This window comes from Micromonospora sp. WMMD882 (assembly GCF_027497255.1).
Lineage (GTDB): Bacteria > Actinomycetota > Actinomycetes > Mycobacteriales > Micromonosporaceae > Micromonospora.
Window position 1 is genome coordinate 6266977 of the sequence record NZ_CP114903.1, and the last position, 16486, is coordinate 6283462.

General features: G+C 74.2%; 12 protein-coding genes. 7 read left to right on the forward strand and 5 right to left on the reverse strand.

All coding sequences use genetic code 11. The features are described from left to right. Positions 1–76: 76 nt before the first annotated feature. The 5 genes from O7606_RS27165 (at position 77) to O7606_RS27185 (ending at position 7369) form a co-directional block, all read left to right on the forward strand. Positions 77–826, forward strand: a complete 750-nt coding sequence (locus O7606_RS27165; RefSeq protein ID WP_281596829.1) for an ABC transporter ATP-binding protein — start codon at positions 77–79, stop codon at positions 824–826. After that, entirely contained in the window at positions 823–3441 is a 2619-nt protein-coding gene (locus tag O7606_RS27170) for an ABC transporter permease (RefSeq protein ID WP_281596830.1), read from the forward strand. The genes O7606_RS27165 and O7606_RS27170 overlap by 4 nt, the downstream gene beginning before the upstream one ends. Before the next feature lie 856 nt (positions 3442–4297). Then, positions 4298–4945: a hypothetical protein gene (locus O7606_RS27175; RefSeq protein WP_281596831.1), complete on the forward strand. Its 648-nt coding sequence runs from the start codon at positions 4298–4300 to the stop codon at positions 4943–4945. 45 nt (positions 4946–4990) lie between these two features. Continuing rightward, on the forward strand, positions 4991–5920 hold the full coding sequence (locus tag O7606_RS27180) for an LLM class F420-dependent oxidoreductase (protein WP_281596832.1): 930 nt from the start codon (positions 4991–4993) through the stop codon (positions 5918–5920). A gap of 180 nt (positions 5921–6100) precedes the next feature. Next, positions 6101–7369: a D-arabinono-1,4-lactone oxidase gene (locus O7606_RS27185; protein ID WP_281596833.1), complete on the forward strand. Its 1269-nt coding sequence runs from the start codon at positions 6101–6103 to the stop codon at positions 7367–7369. A 143-nt stretch (positions 7370–7512) separates the two neighbouring features. On the opposite strand, the gene O7606_RS27190 is transcribed toward O7606_RS27185, so the two are convergent. From O7606_RS27190 to O7606_RS27200, 3 genes are all read right to left on the reverse strand, one after another. Beyond that, positions 7513–8652 carry a site-2 protease family protein gene (locus O7606_RS27190; RefSeq protein ID WP_281596834.1) on the reverse strand — a complete coding sequence of 380 codons (1140 nt, stop codon included), beginning with the start codon at positions 8650–8652 and terminating at the stop codon, positions 7513–7515. 51 nt (positions 8653–8703) lie between these two features. After that, positions 8704–9399 (reverse strand): proteasome protein, encoded by a 696-nt coding sequence (locus tag O7606_RS27195; protein ID WP_281596835.1) that lies wholly within the window; start codon positions 9397–9399, stop codon positions 8704–8706. Between the two features lie 127 nt (positions 9400–9526). Next, on the reverse strand, positions 9527–10972 hold the full coding sequence (locus tag O7606_RS27200; protein ID WP_281596836.1) for an alpha-amylase family protein: 1446 nt from the start codon (positions 10970–10972) through the stop codon (positions 9527–9529). 335 nt (positions 10973–11307) lie between these two features. On the opposite strand from O7606_RS27200, the gene O7606_RS27205 reads away from it, so the two are divergent. Together O7606_RS27205 and O7606_RS27210 are read left to right on the forward strand one after the other, a co-directional pair. Beyond that, positions 11308–13035, forward strand: coding sequence for a hypothetical protein (locus O7606_RS27205; protein ID WP_281596837.1), 1728 nt, complete (start codon positions 11308–11310; stop codon positions 13033–13035). Beyond that, complete coding sequence (locus tag O7606_RS27210; protein ID WP_281596838.1) at positions 13032–14492, forward strand: NADH-quinone oxidoreductase subunit NuoF family protein; 1461 nt, start codon at positions 13032–13034, stop codon at positions 14490–14492. Before O7606_RS27205 ends, O7606_RS27210 begins: the two co-directional genes overlap by 4 nt. Positions 14493–14513: 21 nt before the next feature. On the opposite strand, the gene O7606_RS27215 is transcribed toward O7606_RS27210, so the two are convergent. Both O7606_RS27215 and serS read right to left on the reverse strand, forming a co-directional pair. Next, a complete protein-coding gene (locus O7606_RS27215) occupies positions 14514–14876 on the reverse strand; it encodes a hypothetical protein (protein ID WP_281596839.1) in 363 nt (120 codons plus the stop codon). Between the two features lie 201 nt (positions 14877–15077). Then, a complete protein-coding gene (serS, locus tag O7606_RS27220) occupies positions 15078–16367 on the reverse strand; it encodes a serine--tRNA ligase (protein WP_281596840.1) in 1290 nt (429 codons plus the stop codon). Positions 16368–16486 lie beyond the last annotated feature (119 nt).

A 16486-nucleotide genomic window follows, 5' to 3' on the forward strand; every position in this document is an offset into this window, starting at 1 on the left:
CCCGACCGGGGACGGATGTGCCGCCGGAGGTCGCGCGGCGACGCTGGGCCGGTCATCCGTCAGCGAGGGAGAGAACATGACGACGCACCCCGTCGAGACGGCCGCCGTGGCGGCCGTCGACGTGGTCAAGGTCTACGGCAGGGACGAGACGGCGGTACGCGCCCTCGACGGCGTGTCGGTGGGCTTCGGCCGGGGCCGGTTCACCGCGATCATGGGGCCGTCCGGGTCCGGCAAGTCGACGCTGATGCACTGCCTGGCCGGGCTGGACACGGCGACCTCGGGTCAGGTGCTGCTCGGCGGCACCGACCTGACCCGGCAGTCCGACCGGGTGCTCACCCGGGTCCGCCGGGAGCGGATCGGGTTCGTCTTCCAGTCGTTCAACCTGTTGCCGCAGCTCACCGCCGCGCAGAACGTCCTGTTGCCGCTGGACCTGGCCGGTCGCCCCGTCGACCGGGAACTCTTCGACCACCTGGTGGAGGTGCTGGGGCTCGCCGACCGGCTGACGCACCGGCCGAGCGAGCTCTCCGGCGGGCAGCAGCAGCGGGTCGCGCTGGCCCGGGCCCTGGTCACCCGGCCCGAGGTGGTCTTCGCCGACGAGCCGACCGGCAACCTGGACTCCCGTTCCGGGGCGGAGGTGCTGGCCTTCCTGCGTACCTGCGTGCGGACCCTCGGGCAGACGGTGGTCATGGTGACCCACGATCCGGTGGCCGCCGCGTACGCCGACCGGGTGGTGCTGCTCGCCGACGGCCGGATCGCCGGTGACCTGGACCGACCCGACCGTACGGCGATCAGCCGGGCGCTGCACGACCTGGCCGGCGCCCGATGAGCCCCCGGACCACGAGCGCCCCGGCCCGTTCCCGGTCCGCCGCCCGACCGTCGGCGGGCCGCCCGGTCCCGGGGCGGCGCACGACGGTGCTGCGGACCCAGCTCGGTGACGCCGTCCGCCGCCCCGCCCGGATGGCCATGATCGGCCTCGCCATGATCATCGGCGCGTTCGTCGCGTTCGGCACGGTGCTCGCCCAGGAGATCACCGAGCGGACCGTGGTCGCCGGGCTCAGCGGCACGCCGGAGGCGGTGGACCTGGTCGTCGCCCCCGGCGACGAGGAGTCCACCACGGTCGCCGCGCTGACCGCCGCCCGGCGCACGCCCGGGGTCGCCGAGGCGGTCGGCCGCGTCGACCTGTACTGCGACATCGACGGCCGCCTCGGCCTCGGGTTCAGCCTGTACGCCGACCCGGGCGCCGGCCCGCTCGCCACCGTCCGTGTCGTGACCGGCAGCTACCCGGACGCGCCGGGCGAGATCGCGGTCAGCGAACGCACCGCCGACCGGCTCGACCTGCCGCCCGGCAGCACGGTCCAGGTGCGCGGCCCCGGGGAAGGGGAGGTCGTCCGGTTGACGGTCAGCGGGGTGGTGTCCGCCCCGGACGACGCCGGCCAGGTCGCGTACACCCGGGACAGCTTCGTCACCCGGCTCGCCGGTCACGACAGTCTCGGCCAGATCGAGGCGCGGCTGGCCGCCGACGCCGACCCCGACGCCGTCCGCGAGGCGCTGACCCGGGCTGTCGCGGGCACCGGCCTTGCCGGCGTCGACCCGACGGTCGACACCGGCGAGGCCACCCGGCTCGCCGAGGCCGAGGCGGTCACCGACCAGGTCCGCGACGTGTTCGCGCTGGTCGCCATGTTCGTCGCGGCCAGCCTGGTCGCCGCCACCCTGGTCGCCACGTCCACCTTCCGGATCGTCTTCGCCCAGCGGATGCGGCAACTCGCCCTGCTGCGGGCCGTCGGCGCCGACCGGCGGGCGCTGCTGCGGGCCCTGGTCGGCGAGGGAGCCGTGACCGGGCTGCTCGCCGGCGCGGTCGGGGTGCTCGGCGCGTACGCCGTCGGCCACCTGCTGCCGCCGGCGCTGCGCGGCCTCGGGTACGCGATGGCCGCCCCCGGTCATCCGGTCGGCGCGGCGGTCGCCGTGGTGCTCGGCACGGGGCTGGTAGCCGTGCTGGCCGTGCTCGCCCCGGCGGTCACCGCCGCCCGGGTCGCGCCCCTGGAGGCGCTGCGCACGGCGAGCGTGTCGGCCGGTCAGCGGGGTGTCGCCCGGCTCCGGGCCGCCGTCGGCCTGTTGGCCGTCGTCGGCGCGGCGCTGGTCGCCGGGCTGGTGGTCCGTGGCCTGCCTGGTCCGGCCGAGGAGAGCTACTCCCCGGCCCGCCCGCTGCTGCTGATCGTCGTGTCGGGCACGCTCGCCTACGTCGCCCTGGTGGCGCTCGGCCCGGTGCTGGTCCGCCCGGCCCTGGCCGTGGTCGGCTGGCCGCTGCGCCGGCTCGGCCCGGTCAGCCGGTTGGCGGTCGGCGGGGTGGGCGGGGCGCCCCGCCGGGCCGCGGCGGTCAGCGTGGTCGTCGCGCTCGGCGTCACCCTGATCGCGGGCACCCTGATCGGGGCGGCCTCCATCAGGACCCTGGTCGAGCGGGAACTCGCCGGGATGGCTCCGGCCGACCTCCAGGTCGTCGCCGTGGGGGAGCAGAGCGGGACCCTGCCGCCCGGATTCGTGGAGCGGGTCCGCGCCGACCGGGAGCTGACCGGGGTGGTGCCGTACCGCAGCAGCGCCGACGTGGGCGTCCCCGGCACGCCGGTGGAGGGGCTGGTCGCCGTCGACCTGCCGCTGCGACAGCTCTCCACCTGGTCGGACTTCGGCGCGAGCGCCGGTTCGCTCACCGATCTGGGGCCGGGCCGGGTGGCGCTGCTGTCGTTCTACGCCCGCGAGGCCGGGGTCACCCCGGGGGACGACCTCACGGTCAGCCGGGGCGGGCGGTCGGTCACCCTGCGGGTGGCCGCCACCCTGGACAACACCCCGGCCGACGCTGGCCTGCTCCTCGACCCGGCCGACCTGGACCGGCTCGGCGTGCCGTCCGCCCCGACCGGTCTCCTCGCCGACCTGGCCCGGGACGGGGAACGGGCCCGCACCGACGCGGTGCAGCGGTTGCGCGCCGTCGGGGGGCCGCAGGTCGGCGTGCTGGTCCTCGCCGACCTGCGGGACGAGTTCGAGGGCGACCTAGACGGGCTGGTCGGTGTGGTGCTCGCCCTGATCGGGCTGACCGTGGTCGTCGCGGTGACCGGCGTCGGCACCACCACCGGCCTGTCGGTGGTGGAACGGGTACGGGAGTCCGCCCTGCTCCGCGCGGTCGGCCTGTCCCGTAGCCGCCTCCGGACCATGTTGACCGCCGAGGCGGCGTTGTACGGGATTCTCGGCTCGGGCCTCGGCCTGCTACTGGCCCTGCCGTACTCGTGGCTGGCCATGGCCGCGCTCGGCGACGGCGTGCCGGTCACGTTCCCGGCCGGACAACTCGCGCTGGTGGTGGTGGCGCTGGCCGCGGCGACCGCGCTAGCCGGTCTGTTGCCCGCCCGACGTGCCGCCCGGACCGATCCGGCCGCCGCCCTCGCCGCCGACGACTGACGTCCACCGCCCGGGTGGCCGGGCGCGCTGCCCCCGCCACCCGGGCGGACCGCTCCCGTGGCCAGCGTCGGTCGCCCGTCCCGTCCCGCCCGGCCCCGGCCCGCCCGGCCCCGGCCCGCCCGGCGCCGGCCCCGCCCAAGGCGCGCGGTGACCGGTGGGGCGGACGGTCGGGTGGGGCCGATGGTCGGTGGGGCGCGGGGGAGCGCGGGAAGGGCCGGTGGGCGGGGAAGGGTGCCCTGGTCGACGCCTTTGGAGCTGCCCCGTATCTGGGGCAGCGGTCGTCGAGTAACCGTGGGCACCGAAAAGTTCGGTCCGACCAGCGCCAACGCAGGCTGACTCGGCAGTGCGACCACTTCGATCCGCAGCAGGCTGAAGAGCCGGCAGCCCGACTCCGGCGTGTGGCCCTCCGGGTGGGGGGCACTCGGGGTGGCACGGCTTCCACCGGTGGTGTGGCTCTCGGGGTGGTGCGGCTCCCCCGATGGCGCGGCAGAGCCGCCTCGGGAAGCCTGCCCCAGATATGGGGCAGCTCCAAAGGCTGTGCGCATAGTTGATCTGCCTTGCGGTCACCGCCCTGAGCGTCTGCCGGTCCGAGTGTCCCGGCCCTGAGCGTCTGCCGGTCCGAGCGTCCGGCGCTGGCGCTCGTCGCCGTCCCGGCCGACGTCGTCCGCTGCCGCCGAGGAGGGGCCGTTCCGGGCCGATGGAAGTCTGATTGACCGGAGCTGGCGTCATTTGACGACGTCGACGTTCGCCGGGGGTATTTCCGGCCGGTGGTCGGGCTCCGGAAGTGGTGACCGTGCCGGCGTGGAAGGGTCCGCGTCGGTGTTCCGCGTGGATGGGAGACCGTGTCATGGTAACTGTGCGCCGTCGTGTCCGTCGTCTGCTGTTGGCCGTGGTGGCCGGTACGGCGCTGGCCGGCCTGCTGGGCGCGACCACCGCTGCCGCCGTCGCTGCCACCTCCGCCGCCACCGCTGCCGCCGCCACCTCCGCCACGGCCGCCCCGCCGAAAACCTCGGCGGGGCGGGTCATGTCCATCACCGACGTCTACATCCGGGACGTGGCCAGCGACGTCGGTCTCCAACCGCAGTGGGACACCCCGGTCTGGGCCAGCCCCGACGTGAAGGTCTGCGCCACCCCGACGGACTGCGCCACCAGCGTCAACCCGGTCGTCGGGTCGACCAGCCACATCGTGGTCAAGCTGCGTAACCCCGGCCCGTACGGCTCGGGTGTGGACAGCGGGACGTTGTGGCTCTTCCGGTCGATCCCGGGCGGCGGGCATCTCTGGCCGTCCGCCTGGGTGACCCTCTCGTCGGTGGCCGTGGTCGTCCCGCCGGGGGTGACGACGGTGATCGTGCCGTGGAGCGGGGTGCCCGGCCCGGCCCACTTCTCGGTGCTGGCCCTGTGGACCTCGCCGACCGATCCGCTGTTGCTCAGCACCTCCGACATCCTGAACTTCGTCCGGTACAACAACAACGTCGCCTGGCGGGACCTCTACTCGGTCCTCTGACGCGCGCTCCGGTGCCTGCTCCGCGCCGGGCATATGCTCGGGGGCATGGAACTGCGGATCTTCACCGAGCCCCAGCAGGGGGCCAGCTACGACGACCTGCTCATGCTGGCCCGCTGCGCCGAGGACGCCGGTTACGGCGCCTTCTTCCGCTCCGACCACTACCTCAAGATGGGGTCGGTCAGCGGGGAGCCCGGTCCCACCGACGCCTGGACGACCCTGGCCGGGCTGGCCCGGGACACCACCCGGATCCGGCTGGGCACGCTGATGACCGCGGCCACCTTCCGGCTGCCCGGGCCGCTGGCCATCACCGTCGCCCAGGTGGACGCGATGAGCGGCGGGCGGGTCGAGTTCGGCGTCGGCACCGGCTGGTTCGAGGCGGAACACCAGGCGTACGGGATCCCGTTCCCGTCGCTCGGTGAGCGCTTCGACCGGCTGGAGGAGCAGTTGGAGATCATCACCGGGCTGTGGCGGACCCCGTCCGGCGGGACGTTCGACTTCGCCGGGAAGCACTACACGGTCACCGGTTCGCCGGCCCTGCCGAAGCCCACCCAGACCCCGCACCCGCCGGTGCTGCTCGGCGGGAAGGGCGCGAAGCGTACGCCCCGACTGGCCGCCCGGTTCGCCGACGAGTTCAACCTGCCGTTCGTCGGGCTGGACGAGACGACCACCCAGTTCGGTCGGGTCCGCGACGCGTGCGCCGAGATCGGCCGGGACCCGGCGGAGCTGTGCTGGTCCAACGCGCTGGTGCTGTGCGTCGGGCGCGACGAGGCCGAGGTACGGCGACGGGCCGGGCGGATCGGCCGGGAGCCCGACGAGTTGCGCGCCAACGGCCTGGCCGGCACCCCCGCCGAGGTCGTCGAGACGATCGGCCGGTACGCCGAAGCCGGCAGCCAGCGCCTCTACCTCCAGGTGCTCGACCTGGCCGACCTCGACCACGTCGAGTTGGTCGCCGCCGAGGTCGCGCCCCAGCTCTGAGCCCACCGTCGACGAGCCCACCGTCGACGAGCCCACCGTCGACCATCATGACGTCGCGTCCGACCGTCGTGGCTGTCGACGTCGGGCAGGAAACCGACCAGGTTCCCCACTGGCGGCCCCCGGCAAACGTCCGCCGCCGGCGAGGCGGGCCCGGGCCGCCCCATCGAGAGGATTCAGGCCATGGCAGCAGGCGTCGGGGTGGCGTCGGAGGAGGGCGTGCCCGACCGGAACTGGGCCGGGAACGTCACCTGGTCGGCGGCCCGCCGGCACCGGCCCGGGTCGGTCGACGAGCTGCGGGCCCTGGTGGCGGGCAGCGACCGGGTCCGGGCGGTCGGCAGCCGGCACTCGTTCAACCGGCTCGCCGACACCGCCGGTGACCTGGTCGCGGTGGACGGCCTGCCGGCCACCGTCGAGGTCGACCCGGGTCGGGGCACCGCCACCGTGTCGGCCGGACTGCGGTACGGCGAGGTCGCCGCCCACCTGCACGAACAGGGGTACGCGCTGCCGAACCTGGCCTCCCTGCCGCACATCTCGGTCGCCGGGGCGGTCGCCACCGCCACCCACGGCTCCGGCGTGGCGAACGGCAACCTGGCCACCTCGGTCGTCGCCTTGGAGCTGGTCACCGCCGACGGTGGGCTGCTCAGGGTGGACCGTACCGACGACCGGTTCGCCGGCCTGGTCGTCGGCCTCGGCGCGTACGGGGTGGTCACCCGGGTCACCCTGGCCGTCGAGCCCACGTTCGACGTGCGCCAGTACGTCCGCCTGGACCTGCCGCGCGAGGCGGCGGCCGAGGCGCTCGAATCCGCGTACAGCGTCAGCCTGTTCACCGACTGGCGGGGGCCCCGCTTCAACCAGGTGTGGCGCAAACAGCGGGCCGACCAGGCCCCGCCGCCGCCCGGCTGGCTCGGCACGACGCCCGCCGACCAGCCGTGTCACCCGGTGCCCGGCCGGCCGGGGGACGTCTGCACCGGGCAGTTCGGCGTGCCCGGCCCGTGGCACGAGCGGCTGCCGCACTTCCGGCTCGGCTTCACCCCGAGCAGCGGCGCGGAGTTGCAGTCGGAGTTCCACGTGCCCCGCTCGGCGGGCGTCGACGCGCTGGCCGCCCTGGACCCGCTGGCCGACCGGATCGCCGCCGTGCTCCAGATCAGCGAGCTGCGTACGGTCGCCGCCGACCGGCTCTGGCTCAGCCCGCAGTACGACCGGGACACCCTGTCGATCCACTTCACCTGGATCGCCGACGCCTCGGCGGTCGCCCCGGTGCTGGCGGCCGTCGAGGAGGCGTTGGCCCCGTTCGATCCGCGCCCGCACTGGGGGAAGGTCTTCGGTCTGTCGCCGGCGACGGTCGCGGCCAGCTACCCGCGTTTCGCCGACGCGTCGGCGCTGGCGTCGGCGCTCGACCCGACCGGCACGTTCCGCAACGACATGCTGGACCGCTACCTCTCCCGTTGACCGCACGCCCCCACACCGCGCCGGGGTCGCGGTCGAAGCGGGCGGCCCGCCGCACGGGATCACGGATCCGGCGGTGTCGCCCGGGTGGGACAGCCCACCATCCACGAAGTGGCGCGCCCGGTCCGCGCCCGGGGGGCGGCGGGTCAGCGTCCCGCGGTGGCCTGTTCGCGCAGGCTGCTGCGCTGTACGGCGCGACTGATGTCGCTCGGGGAGACGATGCCGACCAGCCGCCCGTCGGTCACCACCAGCGCCCGGCCGTCCGCGCAGTCGCTGAGCCGGGGGAGCAGGTCGGTCAACTGCTCCTCCGGCCGGGCCAGCACGAGCTGGTCGGCCCGGCAGGCCACCTCGGCGAGCGTGGTGCCGGCGCGCCGGTCGGCCGGCAGGCGCCGGACCCGGTCCAGGGTGACCAGGCCGACCGGGCGGTCGTCCTCGGTCAGCGGCAGCGCCGAGTGCCGGTACGCGAAGAGGTAGTGGTCGACGAAGTCGCCGACGGTCATCTCCGCGGAGGCGGTCTGCGGTCGCGGGGTCATCACGTCGGCGACCCGCACCCCACGCAACGCGGAGCCGACCCGGGCCTGCCGTTCCTCCATGGTGGCCGCGCCGATCAGGAACCAGCCGATCAGCACCAGCCAGAGCCCGCCGATGCCGGCCCCGAGCAGGAACCGCCACAGCCCCAGCGCGATGAGCGCGGTGCCGAGGATCCAGCCGGCGCGGGCGGCCACCACCGAGGCGCGGGCGCGGTCACCGGTGGCCTTCCAGACCGCCGCCCGCAGCAGCCGCCCGCCGTCGAGCGGGGCGGCCGGCAGCACGTTGAACACGGCCAGCAGCAGGTTGATCCCGGCCAGCCAGGTGAACGCGCCGACGGCGAGTCCGGTCACCCCGCCCAGGGCCAGCGCCAGCGCGACCCCGCCGAACGCCACCGCGACGAGCAGGCTCACCAGCGGTCCGACCCCGGCGATGCGCAGCTCCGCGCCCGGGTCGGGGGCGTCGCCGCGCAGCTCGGCCACCCCGCCGAACAGCCACAGGGTGATCCCCTCGACGCCGAGTCCGTTGCGTTTCGCCACCACCGCGTGGGCGAGCTCGTGGGCGAGCAGACCGCCGAAGAAGACCACCGCGGCGGCCAGTCCGGACAGCACGTACGCCCAGGTCGGCTCGCCGGGGTAGGCGCGCGGGAACTGCCGGGCGGCGAGCGCCCAGGCGATCAACGCGAAGATGACCAGGACACTCCAGTTGACGCCGACGGGTACGCCGGCGATCCGGCCGAGCCGGAAACTCGCCTTCATGGGCGGGTCATACCCCGGCCGGCGGCCACCATGCCGGTGGCCGGCGCACGGTCAGTCGAACAGCCGGTCGAGCGCCTCCTGCTCCAGGTCGCACCAGCGCTGGACGTCCTTCAGCGCCTTCGTGATCTCCTTCTCGTCGAGATGGTGGGCGCCGTCCTCCTGGATGCGCGCGACGCTGAACGGCCCGCCGACCGACGGCGAGGTCTGCGACAGCGTGTCCAGCACCCGCACGATTCCCAGCACGCCGTACTCGACGCTGCGCTCGGTCATCCGGAAGTGGGCCAGCAGCGCGCCGGCCTGCTGGGCCATGGGCGCGCCGGAGCCGATGGCGTGGAAGCCCACGTCCTCGTACCGGCCGATCAGACCGTTGGGGTTGATCTCCACGATCCACGGCCCGCCCTGGCTGTAGCCGGCCGCGAGCAGGTACGCCGACACCCCGCCGCCGCTGCCCTCGCCGGGCACTTCCGGGATGTAGTTCCCGTAGTGCTTCTTCAGGATCGGCAGGACGCGTTCCTGGATCTCGTCGCCGATGTCGGGCGCTTCGAGGATGGCGGGGGCCGACTCCTCCAGGATGGGCCGCAGGTCGTTGAGCACGCCCCGCGCGCCGCTGCCGCCCCAGGCGGCGCACGAGCCCAGCGGGTGCAGCTTCTGGGCCGGGTAGCTGAGGCCCCGGTCGCTCTCCGTGATCTGGGAGTCGGAGCCGATCACCACTCCGTCGCTGCAGACGACGGCGAGCACGACGGTCATGGGGATCCTCCTGGGCCGGGCTGGGGGGTCGGGCGCGAGGTACCCGGCATCCGGCCCGCCTACACCCCGTCGACATGGAGAACCCCTCCCCGCGCCGGGGCGTCGGGGAGGGGTTCCGGCTACGGCGTCAGGACAGGCGGGCGCCCACGTGGATGGCGATCGCGTCGTGCGCCGGCACGTTCGCCGCGAACCAGCCGCCGGAGTCGACGGTGATCACCGGGCCGCTGCACGAGCCGTTGGCGTACGTGCCGTGGATGACGTCGCAGTACCGCCCGGCCGGCAGGCCGGTGTAGTACGACCGGCCGTTGATCGCGGAGTCCTCGTCGTTGATGGTGACGAACCCCTTGCCGGTACGGCTGAACGCGATGTGGTTGTTGCCGTTGTCGTACCAGTTGGCGACCCCCGCGCCCTCGGTGGCGTTGCGGAAGCCGACCATGTTGGCGATGGCCGCCCAGCGGTGCTCGCACTCCCACCCGGAGTAGCAGGTGGCGTTCAGGGTCTTGTTGTTGCCGTCCGAGGGCGGGCCGGCGTCGCGGTTGCTGAAGGTGTAGCTGGACATCACCGTCGGCGACCCGTACGGCCAGGCCAGCATGAAGGTGTTGGCCAGCGCGTAGATGCCCCGGTCCCGGTAGGTGAGCACGCCGCCGACGTCCCGCTGGGTGTCGTGGTTGTCGACGAAGACCGCGGAGACGCCGCTGGGCAGGTGCCCCCAGCCCTCGCCGAAGTTCTTCAGGTACGCCAGCCGCTCCGAGCGGAACACCCGGGCCAGGTCCTTGCCGTACCGGAACTCGTGCACGTCGCCGTTGCCGGTGTACTCGCCCGGGCCGATCGGCTCGCCCGCGCCGTAGATGACCTCCTGCACGATGTACGCCGGGCGGGACAGCCGGCTCCTGATGGCGGCGATGTCGGCGGCCGGCATGTGCTTGCTGGCGTCCAGCCGGAAGCCGTCCACGCCGAGGGAGAGCAGGTCGTTGAGGTAGGCGGCGAGCCGGCCCCGGACGTAGTCCGACTCGGTCTTCAGGTCGGCGAGGTTGACCAGCTCGCAGTTCTGCACCTGCCACCGGTCGTGGTAGCTCTGGATCTCGTTGCCCGAGGTGCCGCAGTAGTGGAAGTCCTGGGACTGGTAGCTGCCGGGGTAGTTGTAGTGCCCGTACGACGAGCCGGCCCAGCCGGTGCCGCCGGCGTCCTGGCCGGACATGTGGTTGACCACCGCGTCCACGATCACCTTCACGCCGGCGGCGTGGCAGGTGTTCACCATGGACTGGAACTGCGCGCGGGTGCCCTTGCGGGACTCGATCCGGTAGCTGACCGGCTGGTACGCCACCCACCACTGGTTGCCGCGGACGTGTTCCTGGGGCGGGGAGACCTGGACGTAGCCGTAGCCCTTGGGGCCGAGCACGGTGGCGCACTCGTTGGCTACCGACGGCCAGTTCCACTCGAACAGGTTGGCGATGACCTTCTTGGCGCCGGCGGGGGCCGCGGCGGCCGGGGGCGCCGTCACGGTGGCCGGGGCGAGCAGTCCGGCGAGCAGGCCAACGGCCAGCATCGCGTAGCGGCGTCGACGTCGAAGCATGTGAACTCCTGACGGGGTGGGGGACGGGGGACGCGCCAGGGAAGGGTCGGTGTCGCCTTCTTGCAGCAACCCCTGAAATTTGCCGAAAGATTACAAGCGTGTTGCAGCGGCTGTCAATGCATGGATATGTGTCTCTGCTGCCCGGGGTGGGCGCACGGCCCTGCAAGACCTTGCCGACCCGGCCCGGCGTCGCTGGTTCGTCCCGGCGACGAGGCCGCCGGAGCCCGCCGAAGAAATTCCGCCGCCCACTGATCCGAACGCCCCGACGGTCCGTACTCGATGGGGGAGCAGGGTCGAACCGGCGGACACCGCCGCGAAAGACGATCGAGGAGCGTATGGCCCGGGCAGAGACGAAGCAGCGAGCGGCCACCGTCCGGACCAGGCGTACCAGTCGGGGCGCGCCGAACCGGTCCGGGCCGGCGGTGACCCTGTTGGCGGTCTCGGCGCTCGCCGCCGCCTGGGCGGGCGCCATGCTGACCGGCGTCGGCCAGACCGCGTACGGCTATCTCTTCTTCTTCACCGAGTTCTACGCCGGGGTGGTCACCCTGGTGGCGCTGAGCCTCACCGTCATGCTCGGCCTGCTCGCCACCGACCGGCTGGTGCTGCTCATCCCGCACCGGGTGCTGATGCAGTCCGCCCACCGGGCCACCGGCATCATCGGCGTGTCCGGGCTGGTCCTGCACGTGCTGACCAAGATCGCCACCGGCCGGGCGGCGGCCACCGACGCGATCCTGCCGTTCCTCGGCGGCCGGGGCCTGCACGTCGGACTCGGCACGGTCGCCGCGCTGCTCATGGCCAGCGTGCTGTGGACCGGCCTGGTGCGGGCCCGGTTCGCCGGCGTCGGACCGAAGTGGCTCTGGCGCTCCCTGCACGCCACCGCGTACCTCTCCTGGCCGTTCGCGCTGCTGCACGGCCTCAACGCCGGCCGCGCGCCGGCCACCTGGGTGACCCTCAGCTACCTGGCCTGCGTGCTGCTGGTGCTGGTGGCCCTGGTCGTCCGCCTGTCGGTGAACCTGGGCCGACGCCGCCGCGAGCGGGCGCAGAGCGCCGCGCTGGACAGGGCCCTCGCCCGCCGCGCCACGGACCGCGCGGCGGCGCGTGGCGTGCGGGCCCGGCTCACCCGTCGCCGGGACGCCGGAACGGAGTCCGCCCCCGCCCGGGGCCGGACGGTCCGCCGCGCCGCGAGCTGGGCCGAACCTCCCGAGCCGGCCCAGGAGCGCACCGGCTGGCCCACCCGGCGGTCCGGTCGCGGCGCGGAACGCTTCGCCGTGCCGGTCGTCCCGCCGCCCGGCACGGTCTCCGACGCGACCACGACCACGACCGCCCGCCGCCGTCGCCGGGCGGGCACGGAACCCGGCGTCGACCTGACCACGCCGACGCCCGTGGAAGCGGGCGCGTCGGCCGGCCGGCGTCGCCGACCGGCGGCGGACGCCGGGCCGGAGCCGGTCGCCCGGGGCCGCCGACGGGCGGAACCGGCCCGCTCCCGCCGCGCCGCGTCGGCCGGGGACCGGTATCCGGCGGCCGAGGACCTCTCCGGGCGCGCCGGAACGCGGTACGCCCCGACCGGGGACCGGTACCTGCCGGACGAGGAGCGGTACCTGCCGGAAGAGGACCGCTACCTGTCGGACGAGGAGCGGTCGACGCCGGTCTCTCCCGGCTGGGCCGACGAACCGGTGTCCACCCCGGTCACGGCCACCAGCGGCGCCGGCTGGCAGGGCTGGCGCAGCGAACCCGAGGAACCGTGGGACAGCCCCCGCCGCTGGGCGGACAGCGGCGACCGCCGGACGCTCGGCGTGGCCGGGGCGGCCACCACCGGCAGGGCCGGGCGGCACAGCGCGGACGACGACGCGCCGGAACCGGTCACCGAGTACTGGCGGCCACCGTCCCGGTACGTCCCCGACGAGTCGCCGCTGCCGCCCGACGACACCCCGACCCTGGTCGACCTGGCCGCCCGCCGCGCCAGGCGGGCCGCCGGCGAGAGCCGCTCCGCCCGCCGCCGCCGGGCCACCGCCGACGCGGTCGACGGGGCGTACTGGGCCGGGCTGCGCGGGGAGGCCAAGTGACCCGCACGACCGTCCCGCCGGTCGCCTGCCTCGGCGAGCCCCGACTCACCGCCGGGTTCGCCGAGTACGGCCGCCTCGACCGGGACGCCCACGACGACGTGCACGGCCCGCTCGACCCGATGGAAGCCGACCAGCTCCTCCGGCTGGTCGAGGAGATCACGCTCAAGGGAAAGGGCGGGGCGGGCTTCCCGTTCGCCCGCAAGCTGCGCGCCGTGCTCGAATCCTGCGAACGGCAGGACCTCCCGGCCGTGGTCGTGGTCAACGCCACCGAGGGCGAGCCGGCGAGCTGGAAGGACAAGGTGCTGCTCACCCGCGCGCCGCACCTGATCCTCGACGGCGCCGCGCTGGCCGCGTACGCGCTGGACGCCGACGAGATCGTCATCGGTGTCGCCGACGACGGGATCGGCGCGCAGTCGCTCACCGACGCGTTGACCGAACGCCGGATGCCGGCGCCGACCAGCGTGGTGACCGTGCCGCACCGGTTCATCTCCGGTGAGGGCGGCGCGCTGGTGCAGGGCATCAACGGGCTGCCGCACATCCCGCCCGGGCAGAAGCGGCGCTCCAGCGACTCGGGCGTGCACGGCCTGCCCACCCTGCTGTCCAACGCGGAGACGTACGCGCAGCTCGCCGTCGCCGCCCGGCTCGGCCCGTACGCGTACGCCGAGGTCGGCACCGCCGACGAGCCCGGCACCGTGCTGCTCACCGTGACCGGCGCGGCGGCCCGACCGGCGGTCGTCGAGTGCGCCACCGGCACCCCGCTGCGCGACATCCTCGACCTGTGCGAGGCGCCCGACGGACCGGGCGTGCTCACCGGCGGCTACCACGGCCGGTGGATCACCGCCGAGGCGGCCGACCGGGCGGAGGTCTCCCGGGCCGGGCTCAGCGCCGTGGGCGGCGCCCTCGGCGCGGGCATCCTGATCCCGCTCGGCGCGGACACCTGCCCGCTGGGCGAGGCCGCCCAGGTGGTCCGCTACCTGGCCGGCGAGTCCGCCGGCCAGTGCGGCCCGTGCCGGATGGGCCTGCCCGACCTGGCCCGTGCGGTGGACCTCGCGGTGGCCGGCAGCGCCGCGCCGGACATCGTCCGGGCCGCCGCCGGGATGGTCAAGGGCCGCGGCGCGTGCAGCCACCCCGACGGCACGGCCCGGTTCGCCGTCTCCGCGCTGGAGGTCTTCGCCGACGACCTCGTCCGGCACGCCACCGGCGAGGGCTGCGGCCGACGGGTCCGGGGTGTGCTGGGCCTGCCCGGGGGACCGGACCCGACCCCGCGCACGCTGACGGTGGACTGGTCCCGCTGTGACGGGCACGGCCTGTGCGCGCACGTCGTGCCCGAGTTCATCCGGCTGGACGGCAACGGTTTCCCCGCGTTCCCGCCCACCCCGGTGCCCACCTGGTTGCAGGACGGCGCGCGCAAGGCCGTCAAGGTCTGCCCCGAGCTCGCCCTCCGCCTCCAGTCGTAGCCCTCCCCGGTGGGGAATTCCTCAGCAGCGGTTCGGGCTGCCGTAACCGCTGAGGTGGGCGTCCCAGATCCAGCCGTACGCCACGACACGCGGATTCTGCACGAACGTCCACGTGTTTCCGGAGCTGTTCGTCACGTAGCAGTAGAAGATGAGCTCCGCCCCTTTGTGCTCGATGGCGCTGGCTCGGCAACCCTCGTTCGGGCCGATTCGCAGCGGTGCCTCATCGCTGATGACCGACCCCCTGGTGGGCTTGTCCAGCCTCGGAACCGGGTTCTGGCAGGCGAGCGGGACGACGTCGGACGTGGCCGGTGCCGCGTCGGCCGGCGTGGCGCCGACAGCAAGCGGCAGTGACAGCGCAGCGAGACCAACAGTAAACAGTCGCATATGCAGCGACCTCCCCGTGAGTGGGAATTGACGCCTGCAAAAAGGGTCGCATTCCCCCCGAGGGAAGGACGCAAATGGATCTGTCCCCTTATCGACGGCTGTCGTCGCTTGACAGTCCGCCTGGCGTATCAGGCGGAACATACCCCGCGTCCCGTAGCCCCCGCACGGCCCACGCGAGGGCTTCGGGACATCGTGCGCGGGTCAGCGGGTGGGCGGGGTCAGGCGGTCGACGCCGAGTTTGGGCTGGAGCACCTCGGGCACCAGCACCGAGCCGTCCGGCTGCTGGAACTGCTCCAGGATCGCCGGGAGCAGCCGGCTGGTGGCCAGCGCCGACCCGTTGAGCGTGTGCACGAACCGGGTCTGCTTGCCGCCGGGCTCCTTGTACCGGATGGCCGCCCGCCGGGCCTGGTAGTCACCGCCCCAGGAGACCGACGAGACCTCCTTGTACTTGCCGGTGCTCGGCATCCACACCTCGATGTCGAGGGTCTTGCGCATCGACGCGCTGGCGTCCCCGGCGGCGAGCAGACTGCGCTGGTAGTGCAGGCCCAGCCCCTCCACCAGGCTCTCCGCGTGGTCGACCATCGCGGTCAGCGCGGCGTCGGCCTGCTCGGGCAGGGTGAACTGGAAGATCTCCACCTTGTTGAACTGGTGACCCCGCACGGTGCCACGCTCGTCGGAGTGCGACCCGGCCGCCTCCCGCCGGTAACACGGCGTGTACGCGAACACCCGCAGCGGCAGCTTCGCCGGGTCGAGGATCTCGTCCTGGTACGCCCCGAGGATCGCCGTCTCCGACGTGGGCAGCAGGAACTGCCCGCGCGGGGCGGACTGCCGGTCCAGGTGGTAGACGTCGTCGTAGAACTTGGGGAACTGGCCGGCGGCGAACCCGGCGGTGTCCAGCAGCAGATGCGGTGGGAGCAGGAACTCGTACCCGGCCTCGATGTTCCGCTCGATCAGCCAGTTGAGCAGCGCCCACTCCAGCCGGGCCCCCATGCCGGTGTACATCCAGAACCCGGAGCCGCCCAGCTTGACCCCACGCTCGTGGTCGACCAGACCGAGCGCCCGGGACAGCTCCACGTGGTCGCGCACCTGCCCGATCGTCGGCGGCTCGCCGAAGACCTTGACCACCCGGTTGGCTTCCTTGCCGCCGGCCACCACGTCGTCGGCGGGCAGGTTGGGCAGCTCGCTCATCCGGGCGCGCAGCGTGGCCTGCACCTCGGCCAGCTCGGCCTCCAGCTCGGCGAGCTGTTTGCGGCCGGCCTCGGGAGCGGACGCCTCCGGCTCGGCGCCGGCGCGTTTCGCCGCCGCGTACGCCCGGGCCTCCGCCTTGCGGCGCTGCCGATCGGCGTCGATGTCGGTGATCAGGGCACGTCGGGCCTGGTCGAGCCGTTGGATCTCGTCGAGGGCGCGGGTGACCTCGGCCGGATCGAGCCGCTTGGCCAGGGCGGAGGCCACCGCCTCCCGATCCTTCCGGATCAAGTCCATGTCGAGCATGCTGCTCCGTACGCCTCCGTCCAGGGCTCGGGTGGGACCTCCAGATGCTACCGTCGCCGCCCGCCCCGACCCGGTGCCCCCCGACCGCCCCCGCCCCGACCACCAGCCCCGCCCTCGGG